This window comes from Anaerovibrio lipolyticus DSM 3074 (assembly GCF_900141865.1).
Taxonomy (GTDB): Bacteria; Bacillota; Negativicutes; order Selenomonadales; family Selenomonadaceae; genus Anaerovibrio; species Anaerovibrio lipolyticus.
Genome location: NZ_FQYW01000010.1, coordinates 99832 through 125599, shown reverse-complemented (window position 1 = coordinate 125599; position 25768 = coordinate 99832). Strand labels below are relative to the sequence as shown.

At 45.2% G+C, this 25768-nt stretch carries 27 protein-coding genes and 2 pseudogenes; 28 read left to right on the top strand and 1 reads right to left on the bottom strand.

The window, feature by feature from the left end; translation table 11 throughout:
* The 20 genes and pseudogenes from B6K08_RS14320 to B6K08_RS06870 form a co-directional block, all read left to right on the top strand.
* Nucleotides 1-141, top strand: a pseudogene (locus tag B6K08_RS14320) (IS66 family transposase); the annotation flags it as partial.
* A 261-nt stretch (nucleotides 142-402) separates the two neighbouring features.
* Nucleotides 403-2421 carry an OPT family oligopeptide transporter gene (locus B6K08_RS06950; protein ID WP_080325783.1) on the top strand — a complete coding sequence of 673 codons (2019 nt, stop codon included), beginning with the start codon at nucleotides 403-405 and terminating at the stop codon, nucleotides 2419-2421.
* Between the two features lie 81 nt (nucleotides 2422-2502).
* A complete protein-coding gene (pepD, locus tag B6K08_RS06945) occupies nucleotides 2503-3957 on the top strand; it encodes a beta-Ala-His dipeptidase (RefSeq protein WP_080325782.1) in 1455 nt (484 codons plus the stop codon).
* A gap of 145 nt (nucleotides 3958-4102) precedes the next feature.
* On the top strand, nucleotides 4103-4963 hold the full coding sequence (locus tag B6K08_RS06940; RefSeq protein ID WP_039207628.1) for an aminotransferase class IV: 861 nt from the start codon (nucleotides 4103-4105) through the stop codon (nucleotides 4961-4963).
* A 5-nt stretch (nucleotides 4964-4968) separates the two neighbouring features.
* Complete coding sequence (locus B6K08_RS06935; protein WP_327078470.1) at nucleotides 4969-5868, top strand: LamB/YcsF family protein; 900 nt, start codon at nucleotides 4969-4971, stop codon at nucleotides 5866-5868.
* On the top strand, nucleotides 5868-6563 hold the full coding sequence (gene pxpB, locus B6K08_RS06930) for a 5-oxoprolinase subunit PxpB (RefSeq protein WP_080325781.1): 696 nt from the start codon (nucleotides 5868-5870) through the stop codon (nucleotides 6561-6563). The genes B6K08_RS06935 and pxpB overlap by 1 nt, the downstream gene beginning before the upstream one ends.
* Nucleotides 6544-7635, top strand: a complete 1092-nt coding sequence (locus tag B6K08_RS06925) for a 5-oxoprolinase subunit C family protein (RefSeq protein WP_080325780.1) — start codon at nucleotides 6544-6546, stop codon at nucleotides 7633-7635. Before pxpB ends, B6K08_RS06925 begins: the two co-directional genes overlap by 20 nt.
* 12 nt (nucleotides 7636-7647) lie before the next feature.
* The gene (locus tag B6K08_RS06920) at nucleotides 7648-8484 is read left to right on the top strand and encodes a putative hydro-lyase (RefSeq protein ID WP_234985275.1); all 837 of its coding nucleotides are present in this window, start codon (nucleotides 7648-7650) and stop codon (nucleotides 8482-8484) included.
* 52 nt (nucleotides 8485-8536) lie between these two features.
* Nucleotides 8537-9412: a DUF4392 domain-containing protein gene (locus B6K08_RS06915; RefSeq protein ID WP_080325779.1), complete on the top strand. Its 876-nt coding sequence runs from the start codon at nucleotides 8537-8539 to the stop codon at nucleotides 9410-9412.
* A gap of 90 nt (nucleotides 9413-9502) precedes the next feature.
* The gene (locus B6K08_RS14190; protein ID WP_268761938.1) at nucleotides 9503-9634 is read left to right on the top strand and encodes a hypothetical protein; all 132 of its coding nucleotides are present in this window, start codon (nucleotides 9503-9505) and stop codon (nucleotides 9632-9634) included.
* A gap of 51 nt (nucleotides 9635-9685) precedes the next feature.
* Complete coding sequence (locus tag B6K08_RS06910) at nucleotides 9686-10201, top strand: hypothetical protein (protein WP_080325778.1); 516 nt, start codon at nucleotides 9686-9688, stop codon at nucleotides 10199-10201.
* A 238-nt stretch (nucleotides 10202-10439) separates the two neighbouring features.
* Complete coding sequence (locus B6K08_RS06905) at nucleotides 10440-10790, top strand: hypothetical protein (RefSeq protein WP_143254860.1); 351 nt, start codon at nucleotides 10440-10442, stop codon at nucleotides 10788-10790.
* Complete coding sequence (locus tag B6K08_RS06900) at nucleotides 10777-11097, top strand: type II toxin-antitoxin system RelE/ParE family toxin (RefSeq protein WP_080325776.1); 321 nt, start codon at nucleotides 10777-10779, stop codon at nucleotides 11095-11097. The genes B6K08_RS06905 and B6K08_RS06900 overlap by 14 nt, the downstream gene beginning before the upstream one ends.
* 331 nt (nucleotides 11098-11428) lie before the next feature.
* Nucleotides 11429-11593 (top strand): hypothetical protein, encoded by a 165-nt coding sequence (locus B6K08_RS13750; RefSeq protein ID WP_159446728.1) that lies wholly within the window; start codon nucleotides 11429-11431, stop codon nucleotides 11591-11593.
* Nucleotides 11594-11717: 124 nt separating this feature from the next.
* Complete coding sequence (gene gatC / locus B6K08_RS06895; RefSeq protein WP_027397042.1) at nucleotides 11718-12008, top strand: Asp-tRNA(Asn)/Glu-tRNA(Gln) amidotransferase subunit GatC; 291 nt, start codon at nucleotides 11718-11720, stop codon at nucleotides 12006-12008.
* A 16-nt stretch (nucleotides 12009-12024) separates the two neighbouring features.
* Nucleotides 12025-13494, top strand: coding sequence for an Asp-tRNA(Asn)/Glu-tRNA(Gln) amidotransferase subunit GatA (gene gatA, locus B6K08_RS06890; protein WP_080325775.1), 1470 nt, complete (start codon nucleotides 12025-12027; stop codon nucleotides 13492-13494).
* Between the two features lie 2 nt (nucleotides 13495-13496).
* Nucleotides 13497-14939, top strand: coding sequence for an Asp-tRNA(Asn)/Glu-tRNA(Gln) amidotransferase subunit GatB (gene gatB / locus B6K08_RS06885; RefSeq protein ID WP_027397044.1), 1443 nt, complete (start codon nucleotides 13497-13499; stop codon nucleotides 14937-14939).
* 169 nt (nucleotides 14940-15108) lie between these two features.
* Nucleotides 15109-15774: an amino acid ABC transporter permease gene (locus B6K08_RS06880; RefSeq protein WP_080325774.1), complete on the top strand. Its 666-nt coding sequence runs from the start codon at nucleotides 15109-15111 to the stop codon at nucleotides 15772-15774.
* 6 nt (nucleotides 15775-15780) lie between these two features.
* Nucleotides 15781-16500, top strand: a pseudogene (locus B6K08_RS14055) (amino acid ABC transporter ATP-binding protein); the annotation flags it as partial.
* Between the two features lie 423 nt (nucleotides 16501-16923).
* On the top strand, nucleotides 16924-17805 hold the full coding sequence (locus B6K08_RS06870; RefSeq protein ID WP_080325772.1) for a transporter substrate-binding domain-containing protein: 882 nt from the start codon (nucleotides 16924-16926) through the stop codon (nucleotides 17803-17805).
* A 103-nt stretch (nucleotides 17806-17908) separates the two neighbouring features.
* Here B6K08_RS06870 and B6K08_RS06865 read toward each other — a convergent pair whose 3' ends face one another.
* Nucleotides 17909-19210, bottom strand: coding sequence for an NCS2 family permease (locus B6K08_RS06865; RefSeq protein ID WP_080325771.1), 1302 nt, complete (start codon nucleotides 19208-19210; stop codon nucleotides 17909-17911).
* Nucleotides 19211-19471: 261 nt separating this feature from the next.
* Here B6K08_RS06865 and B6K08_RS06860 point away from each other — a divergent pair, with 261 nt between their 5' ends.
* From B6K08_RS06860 to aroQ, 8 genes are all read left to right on the top strand, one after another.
* Entirely contained in the window at nucleotides 19472-21019 is a 1548-nt protein-coding gene (locus B6K08_RS06860) for an SLC13 family permease (protein WP_080325770.1), read from the top strand.
* 135 nt (nucleotides 21020-21154) lie between these two features.
* A complete protein-coding gene (locus B6K08_RS06855) occupies nucleotides 21155-21403 on the top strand; it encodes an IreB family regulatory phosphoprotein (RefSeq protein WP_027397049.1) in 249 nt (82 codons plus the stop codon).
* Nucleotides 21403-21819 (top strand): Holliday junction resolvase RuvX, encoded by a 417-nt coding sequence (gene ruvX, locus B6K08_RS06850; protein WP_080325769.1) that lies wholly within the window; start codon nucleotides 21403-21405, stop codon nucleotides 21817-21819. Before B6K08_RS06855 ends, ruvX begins: the two co-directional genes overlap by 1 nt.
* A gap of 85 nt (nucleotides 21820-21904) precedes the next feature.
* The gene (locus B6K08_RS06845) at nucleotides 21905-22219 is read left to right on the top strand and encodes a DUF1292 domain-containing protein (RefSeq protein WP_080325768.1); all 315 of its coding nucleotides are present in this window, start codon (nucleotides 21905-21907) and stop codon (nucleotides 22217-22219) included.
* 147 nt (nucleotides 22220-22366) lie between these two features.
* Nucleotides 22367-23467: an endolytic transglycosylase MltG gene (gene mltG, locus B6K08_RS06840; protein WP_143254859.1), complete on the top strand. Its 1101-nt coding sequence runs from the start codon at nucleotides 22367-22369 to the stop codon at nucleotides 23465-23467.
* Nucleotides 23467-24081 (top strand): O-methyltransferase, encoded by a 615-nt coding sequence (locus tag B6K08_RS06835; protein WP_080325767.1) that lies wholly within the window; start codon nucleotides 23467-23469, stop codon nucleotides 24079-24081. Before mltG ends, B6K08_RS06835 begins: the two co-directional genes overlap by 1 nt.
* On the top strand, nucleotides 24078-25298 hold the full coding sequence (locus B6K08_RS06830) for a peptidase U32 family protein (RefSeq protein ID WP_080325766.1): 1221 nt from the start codon (nucleotides 24078-24080) through the stop codon (nucleotides 25296-25298). Before B6K08_RS06835 ends, B6K08_RS06830 begins: the two co-directional genes overlap by 4 nt.
* Before the next feature lie 16 nt (nucleotides 25299-25314).
* Nucleotides 25315-25764, top strand: coding sequence for a type II 3-dehydroquinate dehydratase (gene aroQ / locus B6K08_RS06825; protein WP_027397055.1), 450 nt, complete (start codon nucleotides 25315-25317; stop codon nucleotides 25762-25764).
* Nucleotides 25765-25768: the final 4 nt, after the last annotated feature.

Here is a 25768-nt window from a genome sequence, read left to right as displayed (position 1 = left end):
GCAGCATTTCCAATAACCTTGCTGAAAGAAGCATCCGTCCATTCACCATCGGTCGAAAAAACTGGGTATTTTCCGGCTCTCCGACTGGTGCCGAGGCCAGTGCCGCAGCATACAGTTTAATAGAGACATGCATAGCCAACAAAGTTGATACCAAAGAATATCTGGAATACATCTTTACAAACATGTCCCAGGAAGAATCCTTAAAGGACGATTCAGTTTTGGAAAAGTATCTCCCGTGGAATGTGAACCTGCCAACTGAAGATTCATAACACTATACTATGACGCAGCCTACGGGCTGCTTTTTATTTGTTGTTGAGGCATACTATATTTTGACGCTTACATAATATGTAACTGTGTTCACTGTATAAATACAGATACATAAAATTTAGGGGGATTGTTTTTATGAAACACGACGAGAATGAGTTTATGCAACATGAATTGCGTCTGCCTGAACTCACAGTTCGTGGTATGCTGCTGGGCGCTTTACTTACAGTGATATTTACTGCATCCAATGTATATCTCGGACTGAAGGTAGGACTTACTTTTTCCTCCGCCATTCCGGCGGCGGTAATTTCCATGGCGGTCTTAAAGATGGCCAAGGATGCGAATATTTTGGAAAATAATATGGTACAGACACAAGCATCAGCGGCCGGTACCCTTTCTGCCATTATTTTCATTATTCCTGGTATGCTGATGATTGGTTATTGGCAGGGCTTTGAATTTTGGCAGACCCTGCTGGTATCTCTGTGTGGTGGCTGTTTGGGCGTATTATTTACCATACCGTTGCGACGGGCTATGGTTGTACACAGTGATTTGGCCTATCCTGAGGGCGTGGCAGCAGCTGAAATCTTGAAGGCTGGCAGCCATTCCGAGGATACTGATGGCAAGAGCAGTGGTCTTAAGGAAATTATGGCCGGAAGTATTATTTCTGGTATTGTAGCATTGCTTACCAATGGCTTTCAGGTGATAGCTGGCGGTCTTTCTCTGTGGTTCCCTGTAGGCCGTGGTATTTCTCAGATTGCTTGTGGTTATTCTGGCGCATTGGTTGGTGCCGGATATTTGATAGGTCTCACATCTGGTTTAGCTATTTTGGTGGGTATCATTATCGCTTGGTGCGGTTTTGTGCCATACTATACCATGACTGGAATACTGCCAGATGGTATGACCATGGAACAGTTTGGTGGCGTTATCTTCAAGGATAGGGTTCGTCTTATTGGTGCTGGTACCATGGGCGTTGCCGCTATTTGGACCCTTATTACTCTGGCCAAGCCAGTAATTGAGGGAATGAAGGAATCATTGGCTGCGGTGAATATGTCCTCTGAGGAACGGGGCCTGCATCGCATGGATATTGATATGTCCCTTAAGAGCATTGGAGCAGTATTTGCCCTGACTATGATAGGTCTTTTGGGGATTTTCTTCGTCTTTGTTTCCGCCGAAGGACTTCCTATGAATGAGACCCTTACCTTTACCGTTGTTGGCGTTGCTGTGGCCACCCTTATGGGATTCTTTGTGGCAGCGGCCTGCGCTTATATGGCTGGTCTGGTTGGTACATCCTCCAGTCCTATTTCCGGTATTGGAATCATTGGTATTATAGTTTCTTCTCTGGTAGTTTTGTTCCTGGCAAATTCCTTTGGCATCTTTGATATGCCGGGTGGAGAAAAGTTTGCTACTGCAACTGCAATTTTTACTACCTCAATTATTTTAGCCATCGCCTGCATATCCAATGATAATATGCAGGATTTGAAAACCGGTTATCTTGTTGGTGCTACACCTTGGCGTCAGCAGGTTGCTCTCTTATTGGGCTGCGTAGTAGGTGCTTTGGTAATTGCTCCGGTTCTTAATCTCCTTTATGAAGCCTATGGCTTTGTAGGAGCTATGCCACGTCCTGACATGGATCCGGATCAGGTTCTTTCTGCTCCACAGGCTACATTGATGACTACTATTGCCCAGGGTATTTTCTCCAATGAATTGGCATGGGAATATATCTATATTGGCATTGGACTTGGTGTTGTTCTGATTTTGGCTGACCAGCTGTTGAAAAAGACCACCAAGAGCTGTGCATTGCCACCATTGGCTGTAGGCATGGGTATTTACCTTCCACCATCTGTTCAGCTTCCATTGGTAATCGGTGCAGTTATGGGCTACTTCGTCAATAAGAGTGTCAGAAAGGCCAAGGGAGAAGAGGGAGAAGCCGAGGGCCTGCGCCGTGGTACCCTGTTTGCCTCTGGTCTGATAGTTGGTGAATCAATTATCGGTGTAATACTGGCTGGTATTATAGTAGTATCCGTATCTGGTGGCGGTAGTGATGCACCGCTGGCTATTTCCGGTTTTGAAGCTGTTGCTGATTGGCTGGGCTTTATTGTATTTTTAGTGGTAATGACCATTTTTGTTAAGGTTATCAAGGGCAACAGCAACAATTGATATGAAAAAATTGTTAGGTAGGAGCTTTCTGCTCCTACTTAATTTATTATTATTTAGCTTAAAAAAGAGGAGCATGACACAATGTTGAATTTATCCAAGGAAGCAATAATAGATGGAGTGCTGGAAGAATTTTCCCAGCTGGCAAGAATTCCAAGACAATCCGGCCATGAAAAAGCAGTCAGCGATTATTTGGTGAAAGCCTTTTCTGATATCGGCTGTGAAGTACATCAGGATGAGGTAAATAATGTAATAGCTGACTTACCTGCCACTGCTGGAAAGGAATCCGCCCCAATGATTATATTGCAGGGTCATATGGATATGGTTTGTGTGGCAGACCATGGTGTGAATTTTGATCCGTTAAAAGATCCTATAAAGCTGGTGCGGGATGAGAAATTTCTTTCTGCTGATGGTACAAGTCTGGGGGCTGATGATGGTATCGGGGTGGCTGAGGCACTATATATCATGAAAAATTTGAAGAGCCATGGACCACTGCGGGCCATAATTACTGTGGATGAGGAGCAGGGAATGACCGGTGCCGTTCATCTGGATGCCAAATATCTTAAGGATGCCCAATATCTCATTAATTGTGATTCGGAAAATTATGATGAATTAACGGTTGGTAGTGCCGGCAGCGTTAATATCGATTTTAACCGTAAGCTGACCTACAGTGCGCCACAGGGAAATAAGGCATATAAAATACATCTTAAAGGACTCCTTGGTGGCCATTCCGGTATGGAAATCAATAAAGGCCGTGCCAATGCCATCCGTATTATGGCGATACTCCTTAATGCCCTTGATGAGGCTGGAATATCCTATGAGCTGGCCTCTTTTACAGGTGGCAAGGCCAGAAATTCCATTCCTGCAGAAGCAGAGGTGGTTATCTCCACCATGGCTGAGGCCCAGGTTATCCAAGAGGTTATTGATGCAGAGCGTGATAGCTGTCTGGATAAATATGGTGCTGTAGATAATAATATTGAATTTGATCTTACTGCTGCTCAGCCTCAGCGTGTTATGAGTGAGGATGACCGCGATAGTATCATTCGTTTGTTGATTTCCCTCCATAGTGGGGTATATGCCATGTCCCAGGTGGTACCGGGCTTGGTGGAAACCTCTGCCAATATCGGCATGGTGAAGCTGAAGGATGGGGAAATATTGAGCATTGCTTGTTTACCTCGTTCCTCCAATGATGCCAAAATAGGTGAGTTTATCCTTCAAGCGGATATTTTAGCTCAAATGACTGGCTTTACCGCCGTTATAGATAAACAAACACCAGGGTGGAAGGAAAATCAAAATAGCAAGCTGGCCAAGGTTATGCTGGAGGTTTTTGAATCACAGAATGGTATACCAATGAAGGTGGAAACCATCCATGCGGGGCTGGAGTGTGGCTATCATGTTATGAAAAATCCAGAGCTGGATGTGGTATCCATTGGCGTAAACACCTTTGATATTCATAGTCCAAAGGAAAGACTGGAGCTGGCCACCATTCCACCACAGATTAAGCTTATTGTGGAAACCATGGGCCGACTGGCTGAGTAAAAATATGACAGGTTCTCTTGATAGAGGGGCCTGTCTTTTTTGTGTTGCTTTATTTTTTAGAAAAGTCTGGCAATTAATTATGCCAAATGATAAAATGTAGCCAAGGAAAAGTGTTTCTTAATTTTTTAACCATAGGAGTGATTATATGTTTAAAGAATTAGCTTATTATGACGGACAGTTAGGTACCCCTGATGAAGTAATGATACCGTTCAATGACCGCTCTCATTTCTTTGGGGATGGTGTATATGAGGCTACACCAGCCGGCAATCACGTTCCTTATCTGGTAGAGGATCATCTGGACAGATTTTATACCAGTGCCAATATTATGGATATTAAGATTCCTATGGAAAAGGATGAATTAAAGAAGCTCCTGCAGGATTTGACCAAGCAGGTGGAAGGCCATACCCATTTTGTATATTGGCAGGTTACCCGTGGACTGGCAGCCCGGGACCATGTATATAGCAAGGATATGGTGGGCAAGCTGTGGGTTTACATCCGCCCTTCCAAAATTGGTGATATGGAAAATCCAATAAAGGTACAGACCCATGAGGATTTGCGTTTTGAATACGGCAATGTGAAGACCCTGAATCTCCTCCCTGCTGTTTTATATTCCCAGGAGGCACATCATAAGGGTGTCACGGAGACAATTCTTCATCGTAAGGGCATAGTTACTGAGTGTGCCCACAGCAATGTTTCTATTTTAAAGGACGGGGCAGTGATTTCCCATCCAAATGACCAGTATATTTTACGGGGTATTGCCAAGACCCATATGATTCAGGCCTGCTATCGCCTTGGGATTCCGGTTTACGAGCGGGAGTACACTTTGGAGGAGCTCATGGATGCTGACGAGATTTTTGTAACCTCATCCTCAAACTTCCTTACATTTGCTGATACTGTGGATGGCAAGCCAGCTGGCAACAAGGACCCTAAGACCAGAAACCGCATTAAGGACGAGCTGATTAGGGAATACTTTGAATATACCGGCTGTACCAAGCTGAATGGCTGATTAAAGTGATTACAGATTTTATTGATAACAAATTTGAATATGTGAGCGATGAGGCTCAGCACATTAAGAAAACAGGGGCCTGCTTCTTTTGGGATGTGGGTCCCTTTGTTGTATTTGAGGAAAAACGCTTACCAATGGAGGAAAAAATGAGCTGTGTGGATTTGAATTGTGATTTGGGCGAGAGCTTTGGTGCCTACACCATGGGTATGGATGAGGCGGTCATACCCCATGTTACTTCTGTGAATGTGGCCTGTGGTTGGCATGCCGGAGACCCCCTTATTATGGAAAAGACCGTGGCCTTGGCAAAAAAGCATGGGGTGGCTGTGGGAGCTCATCCTGGCTTTCCGGATTTAATGAGCTTTGGCCGTCGTCCTATGACCGTGACTCCTGAGGAGGCCGGGGCCTATGTAAAATACCAGCTGGGGGCGCTTATGGCCTTTGTTAGGGGACAAGGAATGGAGCTTCAGCATGTAAAACCCCATGGTGCCCTTTATAATATGGCTGCCAAGGATGAAGCCTTGGCGACTGGAATATGTGAAGCTATTGCTTCTGTTGACAAGAACCTTATTTTTATGGGGTTGGCTGGTTCGGTTATGCTGGAGGCAGCTAAAAAGTGCGGTCTTGAAGTGGCCAGTGAGGTTTTTGCAGACAGAGCCTACAATGATGATGGTTCCCTTGTAAACAGAAAGCACCCTGGAGCTGTGATTCATGATCCTCAGTTGGCTATGGAAAGGGCTGTAAAAATGGCCAAGGAGGGAAAGGTTATCTCCATTAATGGTAAGGAAATCAATATAAAGGCAGACAGCATCTGTGTTCATGGAGATAATGAAAAGGCCGTTGAGCTGGTACAAAATATCCGCAAGGCCCTGGAAGGTGCTGGAATAGAGGTTAGGAGCCTGAAATAATGGAAGCTATGAGAATTCTTACTGTAGGTGACTGCGCTGTATCTGTGGAGTTCGGCCAGGAAATCAGTCTGGAAATTAATCATAAGGTTATGGCTCTGAAAATGGTGCTTGAGCGGGAGCCCATCAGGGGAATTGTGGAGCTGATACCCACCTATTGCTCCCTGCTTATTCAATATGACCCTATGGACCTTCGCTATGGGCAGCTGCGGGAAAGGCTGGAAGCCTTGGTAACTCAGTTGGATGAGGTGGAAATGCCACCAAAACAGGTGGTGGAAATTCCCGTGGCCTATGGCGGTGAATATGGCCCTGATTTGGTAGAGGTTGCCAGAGCCCATAATATCAGCGAGGAGGAGGTTATAAAGCTCCATTCTGAGCCGGAATATCCCATTTATATGCTGGGCTTTGTGGCGGGATTTCCCTATCTGGGGGGGATGAACAAGGCCATTGCCACACCCCGGAAGCAAAGTCCCCGCCTTAAAATTGAGGCGGGCAGTGTGGGGATAGCCGGTGAGCAGACGGGTATCTATTCCGTGGAATCTCCCGGTGGCTGGCAGATTATTGGCCGCACCCCATTAAAGCTATATGACGTGAATCGTAATGAACCTGTGCTGCTAAAGGCTGGGCAGTATATTAAATTTAAACCGATTACCAAAGAAGAATTTAGGGCGATGGAAAATGAGCATAAAGGTAATTAACAGTGGACTTATGACCACGATACAGGATAAGGGGAGAATGGGTTATCAGGCCAGTGGTATGCAGGTATCCGGGGATATGGACAGTTATTCTGCCAGTATAGCCAATGCCCTGGTGGGCAATGAGGATGATGCCCCATTGCTGGAATGTACCTATTTGGGGCCGGAGCTGGAGGCCAGTGAGGATGTGCTGGTGGCAGTAACAGGTGGTGAACCAAAGGTTTTGGTAGATAATAAGCCTGTTCATGCCTATGAGTCCTTGATTCTCCATAAGGGGCAGCATCTTAAGGTGGCCTCCATGGATGAAGGGACCAGAGCTTATATCGCCATAGACGGTGGTATCGATGTTCCGCTGGTGCTGGGAAGCCATTCCACAAATTTAAAGCTGGGAATAGGCGGCGCAGAGGGCAGTAAGCTGTATAACGGTGAAGTGCTGAATACGGGAAGGCCCACAGATTTGGCCAAGGCCATTATTTCCGGGAAGTCCCATATCCGCCATACGGACCATGGATATATGGCCCATCATCATTTGTGGCAGGAAAGCAATCACGGTGACAGCCATGAAATACGTATTGTGCTGGGCCCCCAGGATGATTATTTCACCCCGGAGGCGGTAAAATCCCTTGATGGTGCGGTTTATACCATTTCCAATGAATCTGACCGCATGGGTTATCGTTTGGAGGGGGATATAATTCAGCGTGCCACCCAAAGGGATATGATTACTGATGGCATAGTATTTGGTTCCATACAGGTGCCTCCAAATGGCCAGCCCATTATAATGATGGCGGACCATCAGACCACCGGTGGCTATCCCAAGATAGCCACGGTTACTTCAGCGGATTTGCCCCTTTTGGCCCAGTGTTCTCCTGGCAGTAAGATAACTTTTAAGGTGATTTCAGTGGAGGAAGCCCAGGATATTTACGTTCAATTTCGGTTGGCCATGAAGGAGCAGATTGCCCTTATGGATAAGGACACAGAAGATGCAGGATGGCCGGACAGCCGGCCCGGGGTAAGGAATTATAATTTGAAAATTGACGGACAGCTTTTTCAGGTGTCTGTGGAAGAAGTAAAATGAGAAGATAATCAAGTGAAAGCAAAAAGGGAGGCGGTTACGGTGTCGGAATATGGAGATATGCGTCCTGAGGATTTATGGATAAAAATAAGAAATGGGGAAATAACGGGCCAGACCTCTGGTATGGCCAATGGCTATGCCCAGGCCAATCTGGTAATATTGCCGGAAAAATACGCTGGGGATTTTGAGGAATTCGCCAGAAAAAATCCAAAGCCATGTCCGCTGCTGGAGGTAATTCACGGCAGTAAATTTGTGAAGGATATGGGTGAGGGAGCCAATATTCTCACGGACATACCGAAATACCGCATCTTTGAAAATGGGGTATTAACCAAGGAGGTTACTGATGCCACCCCATATTGGCAGGATGATTTTGTGGTATTTCTCATCGGCTGCAGCTTTTCCTTTGAGGAAGCATTGATGGAGGCCCATATAGATATCCGTCATATATCCATGGGCTGCAACGTTCCCATGTTTAAGACCACCACCATGTGTGAGCCGGCGGGAATCTTTGAGGGTGAGCTGGTGGTGAGCATGCGGCCAATGACGGCCCAGAATGCCATGATAGCCGATGCCATCACCGGACGCTTCCCTAATGTTCATGGTGCCCCTGTGAATATTGGCCATCCGGAAAAGCTGGGGATAAAGGATGTGTTGAAGCCGGATTATGGTGACCCTGTATCCTTTAAGCCAGGTGAAATTCCTGTATTTTGGGCTTGCGGGGTAACCCCTCAGGCTGTGATTGAACATGCCAAGCTGCCATTGGTAATAACCCATGCTCCTGGTTGCATGTTTATTACCAACAAGCTGAACAGCGAAATAAATGATTTTTTGGAGAGCAAAAAGGAGAAATAGAGTTGTTTTCAATGTAAGTGTTCAACATGCGGCGTTATAAGGAGTGAGCGTCATGACTTTTTATGAGAAGCTGGACAGTATAATGAAGGAAGATCCGGGGGGAAGAGGACTGATTCCCTCCATGCCCCCAAATCCCGTGAAGGAATTGGACAAGGCTCTGGACAGTGTGGAAAGGGTTATGCTTTTGACTGGCTTTCCCACCCGTCTGGGGGAAAATAAATGGATAGGGGAAACGGATGGCCCATTGGGGACAGCAAATATTGCCGTGGCCCTGGAGAAGCTGGGGATATCTGTTATGCCCATGACGGATAGTCAGGGGTACAGGCCCTTTGAGGCGGCACTTAAAACCATTGGTTGCAAGACTCCGCCCACCCTAATTCCCTACGAGGACACGGAGGCCTTTATTATCCGCATGCTGAACAAATTCAAGCCCACCCATCTTATAACCCTTGAGCGGCCGGGGAAGGCCAGGGACGGACACTATCATAATATGGGGGGCAAGATAATAGACGATATGCTGACGGATTGCTCCTGCATTATTGACGAGGCAAAAAAGCGTGGGGTGATTACCATCTCAGTTGGGGACGGGGGCAATGAAATCGGCATGGGAGCCCTGCGGGATGTTATTGAGTCCAAGGTGCCCCATGGAGTGGAAATCTGTGCCTATGAGTGCGCCCAAATACCGTTGGTATCAGGTGTATCCAACTGGTGGGGCTGGGGGATATGCGCCCTTCTCAGCCTAAAGCATGGGAAAAATCTCCTTTCGGACAAGGATATGGAAAAGAAGCTCATAAAGGCCATAGTGGCCGCCGGCAGCGTGGACGGCTGCACCCGCCAAAATGTACCTACGGTGGACAGACTGCCTATGAGTGTGCATCTGGATATTTTAAATAAGGTGCGGGCTGCACTAAAGGAAGAAATGGGATAATGCAACTTAATATATGATAAAGCAGGGGGATAGCTGCCTAATATGGCAACTGTCCCTTGTTTGTTTTGCTAATAGTCAATACTTTTTACAATGAACTTTTGGAAAACAATTGTCATGGAAAACAAGGATGTTTCACCATCAAAACAGGACATTCAACAGGACATTGATGGGAAAAAGCAGGGACTAACCGGTGGACATTCTGCGGTATTCCGTATAAAATGAACAAATAGGGTTGCTTCGGCAGCGTCATTTATATAAAGGAGGAAGAGATTCATGAATCTCAAAAAGTTAATTGCAATTGGTCTTATTGTTACAGCGGCCTTCGTTTCCTTCGGCTGTGGCGATAGTGGGGAAAAAACTGGTGTAGCGGATAAGCAACCGGAACAGCAACAAACGCAGCTTAAACAGACAGAAAAACAGCAAGATACACAGCAAGAAAAGCAGCAGGAAAAACAACAAGAAACACAGGAAGTTGCAGTCAAAAATGAGCTGAGCAATCTTGTTCTTGATGTGCCTCGCTTTGAGATGTTCGGTGGTAAAGCCAGTCTCATGGTGACTATTACCAACAATAATAAGGAAGGGGTTACGATTAAGGAAGGCATTATTGAGGCGGAATTTGACGATCCGAACGGACAACTTATATGGAAAGGCTGGAGCTATTTTGACGGTATAAATTTGTATATTCCCGCTGGCGAACAACGGCGCCATACTTTTCATATAATTGATTCTAACTGTCCAAACTATGAAGGGAAAGCAATGATTCATACACGTTATGTATTCGGAAAATAATGCTGGCCAATGCAGGTGTCGAGTCCACCTGGAAATATATAAATTGTGTCGCACTCAGATGCATTTCACCGGGGGACTTTCTGCGGTATTCCATATTTAAGATAATAGATTTATTTAGGGACTGCTTCGTGCAGTCCTTAATTTTTTTCATAATAAGGCATAAAAATATAATAGACTTATGCTATATGTATATTTTTATTAACAAAAATATGAAAATATATTAATATAATATTGCCTGATGTGGTATAATAATAAAAAGTATAATAAAGTCAGAAAATATAACAAAAAGAAGGGAGAGGTCAATATGACATATACTCTGGCGCTGGATGCGGCTGATGAGGCTTTAATTGAACGATATGCTGCGAAAGAGAATCTTAGCGTACCAGACTTCATGCTTAAGGCAACTAAGGAAACGATTGAACGACGCATTCATGTTGCCCGCCCGAAGGCAAGGGACGAAATGACCAACGAGGAATTCGACGCAATGCTTGAACGAGGTATGGAAGATATACGGCAAGGGAAAGTTACGCCTGTAAATGAAGTCTTTGCGGAAATCAGGAGGGAACTGGGACTAAATGGAACAGTATAAGATTGGACTTTCTGACGAAGCAAAAAAGGATTTGGGGAACATCTCATCATATATATTGTATGAATTGAAATCACCACAAGCTGCGGAGGCTGTACTGGTGGATTTAGAAAGTGCCATTGTTTCTCTTGACCTTTTGCCGGACAGAATTCCTCTTGCACGTGAAGATTATTGGAAAAAACAAGGCATACATGCTATGGTAGTCCGAAACTATTTGATTTATTTTTTGATAGATGAAGTGAAACATCAGGTGAATATCGTCCGTATTATCTATGGTAAACGTGATCAGGCACAGGTTGATTATAAATAATGCCTAAAGTTATTTTGCCTTCCCCTCTAGGGGAAGGTGTCGAGCCATGCTCGACGGATGAGGTGAGCTATTTCTAATTCCACATTACGAATTATCATAGAGGAGGATATGAAAAATGACTACATGGAAGTATGATAGTCCACTAGGGGGGACATCAGCAATCGTAAAGTTGCTAATGGTAATGGCTGGAAAGGATTAAAGGGACAGGCGGCTCTGCCTTGGCTGTTTCCCTGTGGATAGGGGGAGCCGGAGTAGCCGTGGAGGGCTTGGCCAACTCAAGTAACGCGGGCACTGACGGCTTGGCAACCTATACCAATATGGGTGTGGCTCCATGAATGTGGAAACTGGTTCCCATGTAAAGACCCGTAGCTGTAATGCTATTTTGGCGTTGGGCCATAAGAATGAAAAGAAAATAATATTTGAAGGGGCTGCTTCGGCAGTCCTTTTTAATATTAAAGAAGCATCAGAAACTATAGTACATGCCAGGACGAAGTAATGAAGCCGAAAAAGTTTTCCCCATATAAATTGGGCGGTTTAAATTAGCCCGATATTATGGTATAATTGCTTCTGTGTTTAAACAATGAAATCTATATCAAATATATGATTTGGATGGTGATAAAATGAAGGTTACCAAGAAGGATATGGAAAATGTAGCAGTATTGTCCCGTCTGGATATTCCTGCTGACAAGGAGGCTCAGTACACCCAGCAGCTCAATGATGTGCTGGAGTATTTTGACAATCTGAGCGCCGTTAATACCGACGACATTAAGCCACTGGCCCATGTATTGCCTATCAGCAATGTGTTCCGTGAGGACGTGGTGAAGGAATCCCTTGATCGTGATTTGGCTTTGTCCAATGCACCATTGAAGGAAGATGGATATTTCAAGGTTCCAAAGGTATTGGAAGACTAAACTAGGAGGCAGCACTGTGAAATTATTTGAACAGCCAGCACATGTCCTGCACGACATGCTTGTTAATAAAGAAATAACCTCACTGGAGCTTACTGAAGCAGTTTTGGCCCGTATTGATGAGGTGGAGGGTGATGTTAAGGCTTATCTGACCATTACCCGTGACGTGGCTATTGCCCAGGCAAAGGCCGTAGATGAGAAGATTGCCAAGGGTGAGACCATTTCCTTCTTGGAAGGTATCCCTGGCGCCATTAAGGATAACATCTGCACCAAGGGGGTAAAGACTACCTGTGCATCCAAGATTCTGCAGAATTTCGTTGCTCCTTATGATGCAACTGTTATGACCAAGCTGAAGGCTCAGAATCCTGTTATTATTGGTAAGGCCAACATGGATGAGTTTGCCATGGGTGGTTCTACTGAGAATTCCGCTTTCCAGAAAACCGGCAATCCATGGAATACTGAGTGTGTTCCTGGTGGTTCCTCCGGTGGTAGTGCCGCTGCTGTTGCTGCTGGTACTGCTGTATGGGCCCTGGGCTCCGATACTGGCGGATCCATCCGTCAGCCAGCATCCTTCTGCGGTGTTGTAGGTATGAAGCCAACCTATGGCCGTGTATCCCGTTATGGTCTGGTGGCTTATGCGTCCTCTTTGGACCAGATTGGACCTATAACCAAGGATGTTACTGACTGTGCTCATATCTTAAATATTATCTCCGGCCGTGATGAAATGGATTCCACCAGCGTAAATGAGGAAGTACCTGATTTTACAAAGGCTCTGGTGGAGGATGTTAAGGGCCTGAAGGTGGGTATTCCTAAGGAATACTTCGTAAAGGGCATCGACCCTGATGTGGAAAAGACCGTTCGTGAGGCTATTGATAAGCTGAAGGAGCTGGGTGCTGAAATCGTTGAGATTTCCCTGCCAAATACCGATTATGCAATTTCTACATATTATCTTATTTCCCCGGCTGAGGCTGCCACCAATCTTGCCCGCTATGACGGCGTAAGCTATGGTGAGCGTGCTGAGGATGCCGCTGATTTGGTTGAGATGATTACCAAGACCCGTACCCAATATTTGGGTGAGGAGGTTAAGCGCCGTATTATGATTGGTAACTACGCCCTTAGTGCTGGTTACTATGATGCGTATTATCTGAAGGCCCTGAAGGTTCGTCGCCTTATTAAGGAGGACTTCGATAAGGCCTTTGAGCAGGTGGATGTAATTGTATGTCCTACTGCACCAACCCCTGCCTATAAGATTGGTGAGAAGATTTCCAACCCACTGGAAATGTATTTGCAGGATGCCTGCACTGTTCCTCTTAACCTTGCTGGTCTCCCAGGTATTTCCGTACCATGCGGTTACAGCTCCGACAATATGCCAATCGGTTTGCAGATTATTGGTAAGGCCTTGGATGAGGAGACTATCCTCCGTGTGGCCTACACTTATGAGCAGAGCCAGTCATACCATAATGACCGCGCTCAGTTGGGAGGTAACTAAGCATGAGCTATGAGGCAGTTATTGGACTTGAGATCCATAGTGAATTAAAAACTAATACCAAGATTTTCTGTGGCTGTGCTACTACCTTTGGTGCTGAACACAACACCCATGTGTGCCCTGTATGTCTTGGTCTTCCGGGGGTATTGCCAACCCTTAACAAGCGGGTTCTGGAATTTGCCATTAAGGCAGGTCTGGCCCTGAATTGTGAGATTAATAAATTCTCCAAATTTGACCGTAAGAACTATTATTATCCTGACCTTCCAAAGAACTGGCAGACCTCTCAGTATGATTTGCCAATCTGCGAGAACGGTTATGTAGATATTACCAAGAGCAATGGTGAAACCAAGCGCATTCGCATCACCCGTATTCACATGGAGGAGGATGCCGGTAAGCTGGTTCATTCCGGAAACACCATTAAGGATTCCGATACATCCAATGTAGACTACAATCGTACCGGTGTGCCTCTTATTGAAATTGTATCCGAGCCGGATATGTCTTCCCCTGAGGAAGCCCGTCTCTATATGGAGAAGGTTAAATCAATCTTGCAGTACATTGATGTTTCCAACTGTAAGATGGAGGAGGGGAATCTCCGTGCTGACCTTAACGTATCTCTCCGTCCTGCTGGCAGTGATGTTCTGGGTACCCGTACTGAGATGAAGAACATTAACTCCTTTAAGGCTGTGGAAGAAGCCCTGACTTACGAGATTGAGCGTCAGGAGGAGGTCCTTGAGGATGGTGGTCACATTATTCAGGAGACCCGTACCTGGGACCCTGACCGCGGCATTACCCTTTCCATGCGCAGCAAGGAAAATGCCCATGATTATCGTTACATGCCAGAGCCGGATTTGGTGCCTATTATCACTACTGACGAGGAAATCGAAGCCTTCAGAAAGTCTCTGCCAGAGCTCCCAGATGCCCGTAAGGCCCGTCTGGAGGAGCAGTTTGGTCTCTCTGCATACGATGCTGGCATCATTACCAGCTCCCGTGAAATGGCTGAGTATTTTGATGCGGTTATTGAGACTGGTGCTGATGCCAAGCTGGCAGCAAACTGGATTATGGGTGATTTGTCCAAGAATTTGAATGCTGAAAGCCTGGAAATTTCCGATTCCCCGGTTGACGCAAAGCGTCTGGGTGAGATGATTGGTCTTATCAGCAAGGGAACCATTTCCTCCAAGATTGCCAAGAAGGTATTTGAGGAAATGTGGAAGAGTCCAGACAGTCCAGAGAAGATTGTTAAGGATAAGGGCCTGGTACAGATTACTGATACCAAGGCTATCGAGGAAATCGTTGACAAGGTTATCGAGGCTAACCAGAAGGCCGTTGAGGACTACAAGTCCGGCAACAAGAAGGCCATTGGTGCTCTCGTTGGCCAGGTAATGAAGCAGTCCAAGGGCAAAGCCAACCCACAGACTGTAAATCAGATTTTGGCCCAGAAGCTGGGATAAGTACATAGTGAATAATTAAACGGAGCTGTTTCTGTGTGGAGATAGCTTCGTTTTTTTTGTTTTAGCCAAATTTTTGTCCATTTTAAAGGATTTACCATTTATTTGTCGAAAAATAATAAAGAAATAAAGTAAATTGAGAATAGAAAACAGATTGGAGGCATCATATATTATGGATACAATATATCAAATATTTATTGCCAACGGTGCCTTCGCTACTATCTGTAAGGGCCTTTTGGTAACTGTGGAAATCTCCTTGGCCGCCCTTGTATTGGGAACCTTGCTGGGGGCTGTGCTGTGCTTCTTCCGAATGGGAAAAAACAGGCCTATGCGATTTTTGACAGCAGGCTACATTGCTTTGGTACGAGGATGTCCAGTGCTGATGTTATTGATGCTGCTATTTTACGGCGTGTTGGCCCAAAGCGGACTTGCACCAATAGTGGTGGCAATTCTTGCCTTTGCCCTTCATACGGCGGCCCATGTGGCTGAGCTGTTCCGTTCCTCCATTATGGCCACTGATTTCGGACAGGTGGAGGCAGCCAGAACCCTTGGCTTTTCCCGTATCCAGGCTTTTCGACTGGTGACCCTGCCTCAGATGATGCACATTGCCAGACCAGTTTATCAGTCCACCATAGTGAACCTGATTCAATGGACCAGCGTAGTAGGCTATGTGACTATCACTGATCTTACCCGTGTTATTTATAATACGGCCTCCAGAACCATGCAGCCAATGATAACTATACTTGGCGGAATGATTATCTATATTGCCATATCCTATTGCGTGTATGGAATTTTCGCCTGGCTGGAATGGCGGGATAAGAGGGAGGTGGCGGAATAAATGGGCATTCTTGATGTAAAGGGCCTGTCCAAAGCCTTTGGGGACTTACAGGTGTTAAACAATGTTGACCTCAGTGTTCAGGAGGGAGAGCGGATTGCCATTATCGGGGCCTCGGGCTGTGGTAAAAGCGTTTTCCTGCGTTGTTTGAATCTTTTGGAGGTACCGGATGAAGGTCATATAACCATTGGTGGTGAGGAAATTACAGCCAAGGGAGCTAATATTGACCTTATTCGCCGTCAGATGGGTATGGTATTCCAGAAATTTCATCTCTTTTCCCATTACAATGTGATGGATAATTTGTGCCTGGCACCAACCTATCTTTTAGGCATGGACCGTCAGACGGCGGAGAAAAAGGCTATGTCCTTGCTGACTCAGGTGGGTTTGGCTTCTAAAGCCCATGTATATCCTACAGTTTTGTCAGGTGGTCAGCAACAGCGTATTGCCATTTGTCGTGCTCTTATGATGGAGCCAAAGGTGTTGCTGCTGGATGAACCAACCAGTGCCTTGGATCCTACGATGGTAGGCGAGGTGTTGGCGGTTATTCGGATGCTGGCAAAGAAAAAACTGACCATGATTATCGTTACCCATGAAATGAAATTTGCTCAGGAAGTGGCAAATCGCGTATTGTTTTTTGCTGATCATGGGATATACGAGCAGGGCCCGCCGGAGGAGATTTTCAATTCTCCAGAGAGGGAAAAAACCATTTCTTTTATACGCAAGCATACATTCTTTAGTTATGAAATTTCCAAACGGTCGGAGTTTGACCTGATGAAGCTTCAGGGGGGAATATGGAGCTTTGCGGAAAAATATGGTATTAATGATAAGCATACTTATTTGCTCCAGCTTTCCAGCGAGGAGCTGATATATGAATTTTTCCATGGCAGCTTTGCCGACGATGAGGAGGTGGACCTTAAGCTGGATGTGACTTATGCTCAGGCCATGGATTGCATCATCTTGGAAATTGTTAGCGGTGGTGTTGCCTACGACCCGATTTTGGCTGAAAGTCAGGATGAGGATGGTATGGAGCATATTGGTATCACCCTGTTGAAAAAACGGGTATCCAGTATTTCTTACACCCATGAGGGTGGAAAGAACCGGGTGCGTGTTGAAGTTGCAGGAAATTAATTTTAGGTTGAGGAGGAAAGAAAAATGAATTGGAAAAAAGCGGCTACAATTTTATTAGGTTGTGCCCTTGCAGGGGCCGTTCTGGTGGGATGCGGTGGTCAACAGGCTGCCCAAAAGGATAATAATCAGGATGGGAAAAATATTGTCAAGGTTGGCTTGCTGACAAGACAAAATCTTAGCGAAGATAAGCTGAATAGTTTATTAAAGGAAAAAGAGTCATCCGGTCAGGCAATGATAGTTACTTATTATGATAATCTTTCCGCTATGCAGATGGCCTTGGATGCCGGTAACATTCAGTCCATGAGAATTTATAAGAGTGTGGCATCTTATTTGACAGACCGCAATAATAATTTGGTAGTAAAGGAAGTTGCTGATCATCCAATGGATGAATTCTGCTTTGGTGTCAGAAAAGAGGATGAAAAATTACAGGCTGATTTGAATCGGGTTATCGCTGATATGAAGGCCGATGGCACCTTAGAAAAGCTGTCCAAGGAATATGTTACCGCGCTGAAGAAGGGTGAGGAGCCACCTGCAGTAACCTTGCCATTCCAGCCAGGGGATGTTCCTTTGAGAATCGCTGTAACTGGTGATTTACCTCCACTTGATTTAGTTAAGGCTGATGGAAGTGCAGCAGGCTTTAACACAGCTATTTTGGCTGAAATTGGTAAACGGCTGAGATGCAGCATTGAGGTAGTACAGGTTGCCAGTGGTGGCAGAGCTGCTACTCTGACCTCCAAGAAGGCCGATGTGGTATTCTGGACCGTTGTTCCTGTTGAAAAGAAGGCTAACAATGAGGCTGTTGGTATTAAAGGGTTGTTTATGCCACGCGATGCCGATGTTCCAGAGGGTATGGCTTTGACAGATTCCTATTTTAGTGATGAAGTCGTTGATGTAGCAAAGAAATAAAATTTATTAAAGATAAAAAACGGGGCTACTTATTTCAATATAAGCAGCTCCGCTTTTAATTTGTGGTTATTAATTTCTTTTTATTAACTGACGTGCTAGTTACTTACAGTATATGCAAGAAGTCCAACAGGAACCAGATGCTGAACAGATAAAGCAATGGATGAATCTCCTTATATTTGCCGGCAGCAATGGTGATGGCAACATAGCTTATCATGCCGAAGGCAACACCGTTAGTGATACTGTAGGTGAGGGGCATCATAATGCAGGCCAGAACAGATGGATACAGTGTTCGTTTTTCTTCCCAGTCCAGAGTGCTGATTTCACTGAACATCTGTATACCAGCAATAATAAGGACTGGAGCAGTTATGGCTGGTACAGAGGCTACGGCCTGAGCCAGGGGGAAGATAAATATCAGTGATAGAAATAATATACCGGTAGTTACTGCCGCCAAACCAGTACGTGCACCCGCCATAACACCGGCGGAGGACTCAGCGAAGCTGGAGCAGGGGCCGGTTCCCAGCAATGTGCCCCAGAAGCTGGCAAAAGCATCTGCCATAAGGGCACTGCGCAAATGAGGAAATACGCCGTTTTTTACGATTTTTGCCTGTTTGCCTACACCTATCATGGTTCCGGTTGTATCAAACATGGTTACCAGCAGAATTACCATTATAATAGGTATCATCTCATGTATTCGGTCAAATTCCAGGCCTCCCACTGTGGAGCCAATGTTTGATGGCAGTGATATCAGTTCTGAAGGTAATTGAAGCATTCCTAGTGTCCAGGCAACTATAGCCATAATTACCATACCCAATAGCATAGCTGCAGGTACATTTAAAATAGATAATATAAGACACAGAAGAACACCAATAGCAGTAAGGGCAGTGCCGTGATCCGCAAGGCTGCCCATGGTTACAAAGGTGTCCGGGTTTTCCACCACAAGTCCGCCACTTTTCAATCCGATAAAGGCAACAAACAGTCCTATACCGGCGGTAATACCAATTTTCAGACATTCAGGAATGGAGTTAACAAGCTGCTCCCGGAATGATGTGAGACTTAAAACCAAAAAAATGGCAGATGCCACAAAACAGCAGCCTAAGGCATCCTGCCAGCTGTATCCCCTGGATACAACTATTGTATAGACAACATAAGCATTTATGCCAAGACCAGGTGCAATAACTATGGGATAATTTGCCATCATACCCATGTAAAAGCAGCCGATGGCAGTTGCACAAATCGTTGCCAGGAATACGCCACCAAAATTCATACCGGCGTGTTCAAAGAGGGCTGGATTTACCACTATAATATACATTATGGCGAAAAAATTTAGAAGTCCACACAGTAATTCAGTTTTTATAGAAGTATTTCGCTGTTCAATTTGGAAATGATTCAAAATAAAGTTCTTCATATTGTATCAATCCTTTCTGAGTTATGGCTCATTCCCGAATTAGACGAGATGGATTTTGTATTTGGTTATACATTATTATTTATACTATTGTATATTTAATTATGTCAAATGGTTTATTATTATGCGTTAACTATTCTTAATAATACAATGATAAATTTTATTTTATATTATTTGTATTTTTGTAGGAAAAAAAGAAATAATGTCGAATACACTTCAATATATAATGTATGATGAATTATATATACAAAGGGGTGTGAAGCGATGCGAAAACTTAGTCAGGAAGCCCTGGAAATAAAAAGGGCAGAGCAGGCCTTCGACCGAAAGCGAAAGACTATCGGTATGTTTGGCGCCCCCATATTGGCTATCTTAATTTTTTTTACGCCAATAGGCGGGCTATCGGTGGAAGCACATAAGCTGCTTTCCATAATGGTATTGGTTTCATTGTGGTGGATTACAGAACCGGTTCCAATTCCAGTTACTTCTCTTATTGGCCCAGTGTTGGCTGTTATCACGGGCGTGGTTAAGGCCTCAGATGCCTTTGCCGCCTTTGCGAATCCTATGATTTTCCTTTTCATGGGTGGATTTATTCTGGCCAAGGCAATGATGCTTCACGGGCTGGATAAAAGATTTTCCTATTGGCTGTTGTCCATGTCCTGGGTAGGCTCAAACCCAAGAAGGATTTTTTTGGCGATTGGTCTTGCCGCAGCCCTTTGTTCTGGCTGGGTCAGCAATACTGCTACCGCTGCCATGATGCTGCCAATATGTTTGGGCCTCTTGGGTGCCATTAAGGATATGATGGCGGCCAACGGAAAGGATATTGATTTATCAGATTATAAATATGCTACAGGACTTATGCTTATGACGGCCTATGCGGCTTCCATCGGTGGTGTGCTTACCCCTATCGGAACTCCGCCAAACCTGATTATGTTGGGTTTCTTGGATCAGATGGCCAATATTCACATTTCCTTCTTTGAGTGGATGACTTGGGGATTTATAGCCATGGTGGTATACTTTGTCATTGCTTATGTGGTGCTGATGAAGCTGTTCCCACCTGATGTGGACAAGATTGAGGGGGCAGAAGAATTTATTGCTCAGCGTACCAAAGAGTTGGGAGAATGGACAAGAGCCCAGAAAAATACTCTGTTTTGCTTTATTGTAGCCGTAATACTGTGGGTTACCCCTGGTATATTAAGCATTGCCTTGGGTACAACTTCACCCGTTCTTACAATGTATAACAGATTATTCCCAGAGGCCATTGCTGCCATGGCAGGAGCTCTGCTGCTCTTTATTATTCCTGTGGATTTCAGCGAAAGGAAATTCACTATTAAGTGGGATGAAGCCAAGGACGGTATTGAGTGGGGTACTCTTATCCTCTTTGGTGGCGGTCTTGCCATGGGTTCCATGATGTATAAGACTGGTCTTTCCGCATGGGTTGGTGACCTGATTATCGGTGGTCTTGGTGGTTCCGTTTCCCAGGTAAGCATTGTGGCAATTTTCTCTGTATTGGCACTGTTGCTGGCAGAGCTTACCTCCCATACGGCGGCTACCAATATGATCGGTCCTTTGGCCATTACAGCTGCCATGTCAGCCGGTCTTAGCCCGGTTCCTGTTTGTATTGGCATTGCTTTGGCAGCTTCCTTGGGCTTTATGCTTCCAGTTTCTACACCGCCAAATGCCATCGTATATGCCACGGGATATATTCCAATTACCAAGATGCTTCATACTGGTGCAATTATCGATTTTATTGGTATCGCATTTGTAACTATTCCATTGGTAGTTTATTTTGTAACCTGGGTAGTTGGAATTTAATTTTCAGCAGATAAATAATTAGGCAGATTGCCAATACTAGAGAATGGGCTTCAGCTTTATGGGGCTCATTCTTTTATTTTTCAGATTCATGTGTTAAACTATTATCATGAATGAAACAAAATCGGAGGTGTAAATATGGTTAGTGAAGAAACTATGATGTTCCGTTTCGGTGCAGATGAGAATAAGGCAGAGAATATTATAAAGAGCACCTGCTCATCCATGGAAAAGAAGGGCTATAACCCAATTAATCAGTTGGTGGGGTATCTTTTGTCAGGTGATCCAACCTATGTTACCAGCTTTGAGGATGCACGCAAGAAGATTCGCACTTTGGAGCGGGATGAGATTTTGGAAGAATTAATCAGATCATATTTGGAGAAGAAATAATGGAAAGAGCTTTGGCCCTTGATGTGGGAGATAGAACAATAGGAATTGCTGTCAGTGATCTTCTGGGAATGACTGCCCAAGGCGTGGAAACCATTCGCAGAACAACCATGGAGGATGATATTAATCGTATCAAGGAACTGACGGCAGAGTACGAAACCACCAAAATGGTGGTGGGCTATCCCCGCAATATGAATGGCACCGAGGGTCCCCGTTGTGAGTTTGTAAAGGAATTCTGTGAGGAGGTCAAGAAAGCTATCCCGGATGCCAATATTATTCTTTGGGATGAGCGATTATCTACTGTGGCGGCTACCCGCTCCCTTATTGAGGCTGATGTGAGCCGTAAGAAACGCAAGAAGGTTATAGATAAGATGGCAGCGGTATTTATTCTGCAGGGGTGGCTTGACGGTAATGGTTGACAATGGTATTACTATAGGGTAAAATTCCACTGTTTACCGAGTTAATTCGTGACCTTAGGGTCATGTAACCAAAAAGGAGAAAAGCATGGCAGATAATAAAAATGTACCTGAAGATTATATGGATGATGATATTATTGTTACCTTTCAGGATGATGAGGGGAATGAGCGTTATTTCGCAGAGGAAATGCGTATTCCTTTAAATGGTGCTGAATATGCACTGCTGGTGGGCCTCAATGTGGAGGAGGACGAGGACTTTGACGAGGAAGAAAATGTTACCATTGCCAAGATCGTAAAGGACGAGAATGGCGAGGACGAGTACATTGTGGATTTTCCTGAGGAAGAGTTCGATGCAGTTGTAGTTGAGTACAACAAGATTATGGACGAGGCAGAGGCTGAATAATCTTCCTGAATTAAGGGCGGTTGCTTTTGAAGCAGCCGTCTTTTTTGTGGTAAAAATCTGTCTTTATTTTTGTGCTTTCCTATGGACTATGATATTATATTACTATCTGTAACTATGGATATATGAAAAGATTATGGGGTGAACACTGTGGATTTTAAGAATCTGAAGGATTCATTAAAAGACATCGTAACTGAGAGTATTTCGTATGATGCCAAGGCAAGTGAGGAAGAAATAAAAAAGAAAAAGAGAAATATCATCATAGCTGTTTCCGGCCTTATGGTGGTATTTGTTTTGTTTTTTGGAATAATGTTCTTTTCCTTTAGGCTGGGCAGTCCTATGAATATGGACGGCAAAAAGGATTTGGTATATATTCATGTGGCCAAGGGAATGAGCAGTGCCGACATAGGCAAGGAGCTGGAAAAGAAGGGCGTTATCAGCTCAACCACCAAATTTTGGATTGCCACAAAATTAAATGGGGCTGATTCAAAGTTCAAGGTGGGAACCTTTGCCCTTGCCAAGAATATGAGTGCGGCGGATGCCCTGTCGGTTCTTATTAACGGCAATACTGTGGCTGTGAGGGTAACAATTCCTGAGGGCTATGGGGTAAAGGACATTGCCAAGCGTCTTGATGAGTATGGTGTTTGCACCGAAAAGGAATTTTTGGAGCTGGCCAAGGATTATGCTCCTTATGATTACATGGAAAAGCATAAGGATACCGTTTATCGGGTGGAGGGCTTCCTGTTTCCGGATACATACGATTTTGCCAGTGACGCCACTGCCAAGGATGTTATGAATCGCATGATAGACGAGTTTGATAACAAGCTTACTGCAGATATGAGAAAAGAGGCGGCAGCCAGGGATATTTCTATTTATGATTTGGTTACCATGGCTTCCCTTGTTGAGAAGGAAGCCCGCTATGAGGAGGACATGCCTATTATTTCCCAGGTGCTGTGGAAGCGTCTGAATATCTCCATGCCTCTCCAGAGTGATGCCACCCTTCAGTATGTAATGGCGGAAATCAAGGAGGACGTATCCATTGCGGATACCAAGATAGATTCACCATATAATTCCTATCAGAACTACGGCTTACCACCTGGACCTATAGCCAGCCCGGGGCTGAAGGCCTTGAAGTCTGCCCTTAGACCTGCGTCTACTGATTATCTCTACTTTGTGGCTGACAGACAGGGTAAAAACTATTACAGCAATACCTATGATGAGCATCTGGCCATCGTGTCGGAGGTTCGTTAATGGAAAAATTTGAGGCTTTAATTGGGGAAATGGAGGAATACGGCCGCAGTAATCACGTTCCCATTATAAATGAAAAGGGAATGCCGGTACTGCTGGAGATGGTTCGTCAAAAGAAGCCCCACCGTGTACTGGAAATCGGTACGGCCATCGGCTATTCAGCTTTGCTCATTGCCCATAATTCCGCAGATGATGTGGAAATAGATACTCTGGAGCTTTCCCAGGAGCGGGCAGATATAGCCAGAGCCTATATAGACAGATCTGCTTATAAGGACCGCATCAGAATACATATCGGGGATGCAGGGGAGAATATATTGAAGCTCTCCGGTAAATATGATTTTGTGTTTATTGATGCTGCCAAGGGACAATATCCAGATTATTTCCGTAAGGTATATCCCCTTTTGACAGAGAATGCCATGGTGCTGGCGGATAACGTGCTGTTTCGTGGATATGTACGGGGGGCTGCAGAGTGTCCCCGTCGCTTTAAGACCATAGTGAAAAGACTGCGGGAGTATATTTCCCTGGTCAGCGAGAATAATGAATTTGAAACTGTAATTCGTGAGGACGGCGACGGTCTGGCAGTAAGCCAGCGGTTGCCCAAGGAGAACAATAGATGATAAAAAAGCCTGAATTACTGGCCCCCGCCGGTAATATGGAAAAACTTAAGATGGCTCTGATATATGGTGCTGATGCCGTATATCTGGGAGGCAAGGCCTTTGGACTTAGGGCCTTTGGAGGCAACTTTGACTATGATGAGCTGAAGGAGGCTGTGGACTTTGCCCACAAGCTGGGGAGAAAGGTATATGTCACTGTAAATATCTTTCCCCATAATAATGATATGGAAAAGCTGCCGGAGTATTTGGCATACCTTAATGAGATAAAGGTTGATGCCATGCTTATAGCTGATTTGGGGATTTTCACACTGGCCAAGAAGTACGCACCAGATACGGATATTCACATCAGCACCCAGGCCAACAATACCAACTGGGTCACCGTAAACACCTGGGCGGATATGGGAGCTTCCCGTGTAGTGCTGGCCAGAGAAATGTCCTTGGGGGAAATCAGAACAATTCGCGAAAAATGCCCTGTGGAGCTGGAGATGTTCGTTCATGGTGCCATGTGTATTTCCTATTCCGGCCGTTGCCTTATGAGCAACTATATGACGGGCCGTGATGCCAATCGTGGCAGCTGTGCCCAGGCCTGCCGTTGGAAATATGCGTTGGTGGAGGAAAAGCGTCCCGGCCAGTATTTTCCTATTGAGGAGGATGACAGAGGTACTTATTTCTTTAATTCCAAGGATATGTGTCTGCTGCCTCATATTGGGGATGTTATTGACAGCGGTGTGGACAGCCTGAAAATCGAGGGGCGCATGAAAAGCGTTCATTATGCCGCCAGCATCGTTAAGGCCTATAGGGCTGCCATTGACAGCTATTGTGAGGACCCGGAGCATTTTGAGCTGAAGCAGGAGTGGATTGATGAGCTGGGAAAGGTGTCTCACCGTCAGTACACCACCGGCTTTTACTATAACAAGCCAACGGAGGATGACCAGATATACGGCACCACCTCCTATGAACAGACCTCAGATTTTGTGGGGCTGGTTCTTTCCTATGATGAGGCCACCGGCTATGCCATGGTGGAGCAGCGCAACAATATGAAGAAGGGGCAGGAAATCGAGGTATTTCAGCCCAACCTTCCAGGCTATCGCATGATTTTGGATGAGATGTATAATGATGAAGGGGAGCTCATTGACGTGGCACCTCATCCCCAGCAGCTGGTGAAAATGAAGATGGCCCAGCCAGTGGAGCCATATACCATCTTGCGCAGAGATATATAAAAAGGAGTATGATGAAATGGGTAAAGTTCTTGTAATTCACGGACCAAATCTTAATCTGTTGGGCACCAGGGAACCGGAAATTTACGGCTATGAAACCTTGGCAGACATTAATGATATGCTGCAGAAGCAGGCGGCAGCTGACGGGGTACCCGCTGATTTCTTCCAGTCCAACCACGAGGGGGACATTGTGGACACCATTCAGCAGGCACCAGCCAAGGGCTACAATTTCATTATCTTAAATGCCGGGGCCTTTACCCATTACAGCATTGCTATTCGGGATGCCATTGCGGCCATAAATGTACCAGTAATTGAGGTTCATCTTTCCAATGTTCATACCCGGGAGGAATTTCGCCACAAGTCTGTAATTGCACCAGTGGTAATGGGACAGATTCTTGGCTTTGGGGTGGACAGCTACTTTGCCGCCATGGCGGTGGTGTTGAGAAAAATCAAGCAAAGACTTAATTAGGAAG

Excerpts from the sequence above, each read along its gene's own strand:
- gatB (WP_027397044.1), top strand. The coding sequence starts at position 13,497 with ATGAGCTATGAGGCAGTTATTGGACTTGAGATCCATAGTGAATTAAAA.
- B6K08_RS13750 (WP_159446728.1), top strand. The coding sequence starts at position 11,429 with ATGAATGTGGAAACTGGTTCCCATGTAAAGACCCGTAGCTGTAATGCT.
- B6K08_RS06860 (WP_080325770.1), top strand. The coding sequence starts at position 19,472 with ATGCGAAAACTTAGTCAGGAAGCCCTGGAAATAAAAAGGGCAGAGCAG.
- aroQ (WP_027397055.1), top strand. The coding sequence starts at position 25,315 with ATGGGTAAAGTTCTTGTAATTCACGGACCAAATCTTAATCTGTTGGGC.
- B6K08_RS06915 (WP_080325779.1), top strand. The coding sequence starts at position 8,537 with ATGACTTTTTATGAGAAGCTGGACAGTATAATGAAGGAAGATCCGGGG.
- pepD (WP_080325782.1), top strand. The coding sequence starts at position 2,503 with ATGTTGAATTTATCCAAGGAAGCAATAATAGATGGAGTGCTGGAAGAA.
- B6K08_RS06835 (WP_080325767.1), top strand. The coding sequence starts at position 23,467 with ATGGAAAAATTTGAGGCTTTAATTGGGGAAATGGAGGAATACGGCCGC.
- B6K08_RS06855 (WP_027397049.1), top strand. The coding sequence starts at position 21,155 with ATGGTTAGTGAAGAAACTATGATGTTCCGTTTCGGTGCAGATGAGAAT.
- B6K08_RS06845 (WP_080325768.1), top strand. The coding sequence starts at position 21,905 with ATGGCAGATAATAAAAATGTACCTGAAGATTATATGGATGATGATATT.
- B6K08_RS06880 (WP_080325774.1), top strand. The coding sequence starts at position 15,109 with ATGGATACAATATATCAAATATTTATTGCCAACGGTGCCTTCGCTACT.
- B6K08_RS06905 (WP_143254860.1), top strand. The coding sequence starts at position 10,440 with ATGTGGTATAATAATAAAAAGTATAATAAAGTCAGAAAATATAACAAA.
- B6K08_RS06830 (WP_080325766.1), top strand. The coding sequence starts at position 24,078 with ATGATAAAAAAGCCTGAATTACTGGCCCCCGCCGGTAATATGGAAAAA.
- B6K08_RS06925 (WP_080325780.1), top strand. The coding sequence starts at position 6,544 with ATGAGCATAAAGGTAATTAACAGTGGACTTATGACCACGATACAGGAT.
- B6K08_RS14190 (WP_268761938.1), top strand. The coding sequence starts at position 9,503 with ATGAACTTTTGGAAAACAATTGTCATGGAAAACAAGGATGTTTCACCA.
- B6K08_RS06910 (WP_080325778.1), top strand. The coding sequence starts at position 9,686 with ATGAATCTCAAAAAGTTAATTGCAATTGGTCTTATTGTTACAGCGGCC.
- B6K08_RS06900 (WP_080325776.1), top strand. The coding sequence starts at position 10,777 with ATGGAACAGTATAAGATTGGACTTTCTGACGAAGCAAAAAAGGATTTG.
- B6K08_RS06940 (WP_039207628.1), top strand. The coding sequence starts at position 4,103 with ATGTTTAAAGAATTAGCTTATTATGACGGACAGTTAGGTACCCCTGAT.
- pxpB (WP_080325781.1), top strand. The coding sequence starts at position 5,868 with ATGGAAGCTATGAGAATTCTTACTGTAGGTGACTGCGCTGTATCTGTG.
- B6K08_RS06950 (WP_080325783.1), top strand. The coding sequence starts at position 403 with ATGAAACACGACGAGAATGAGTTTATGCAACATGAATTGCGTCTGCCT.
- B6K08_RS06870 (WP_080325772.1), top strand. The coding sequence starts at position 16,924 with ATGAATTGGAAAAAAGCGGCTACAATTTTATTAGGTTGTGCCCTTGCA.
- ruvX (WP_080325769.1), top strand. The coding sequence starts at position 21,403 with ATGGAAAGAGCTTTGGCCCTTGATGTGGGAGATAGAACAATAGGAATT.
- gatC (WP_027397042.1), top strand. The coding sequence starts at position 11,718 with ATGAAGGTTACCAAGAAGGATATGGAAAATGTAGCAGTATTGTCCCGT.
- B6K08_RS06865 (WP_080325771.1), bottom strand. The coding sequence starts at position 19,210 with ATGAAGAACTTTATTTTGAATCATTTCCAAATTGAACAGCGAAATACT.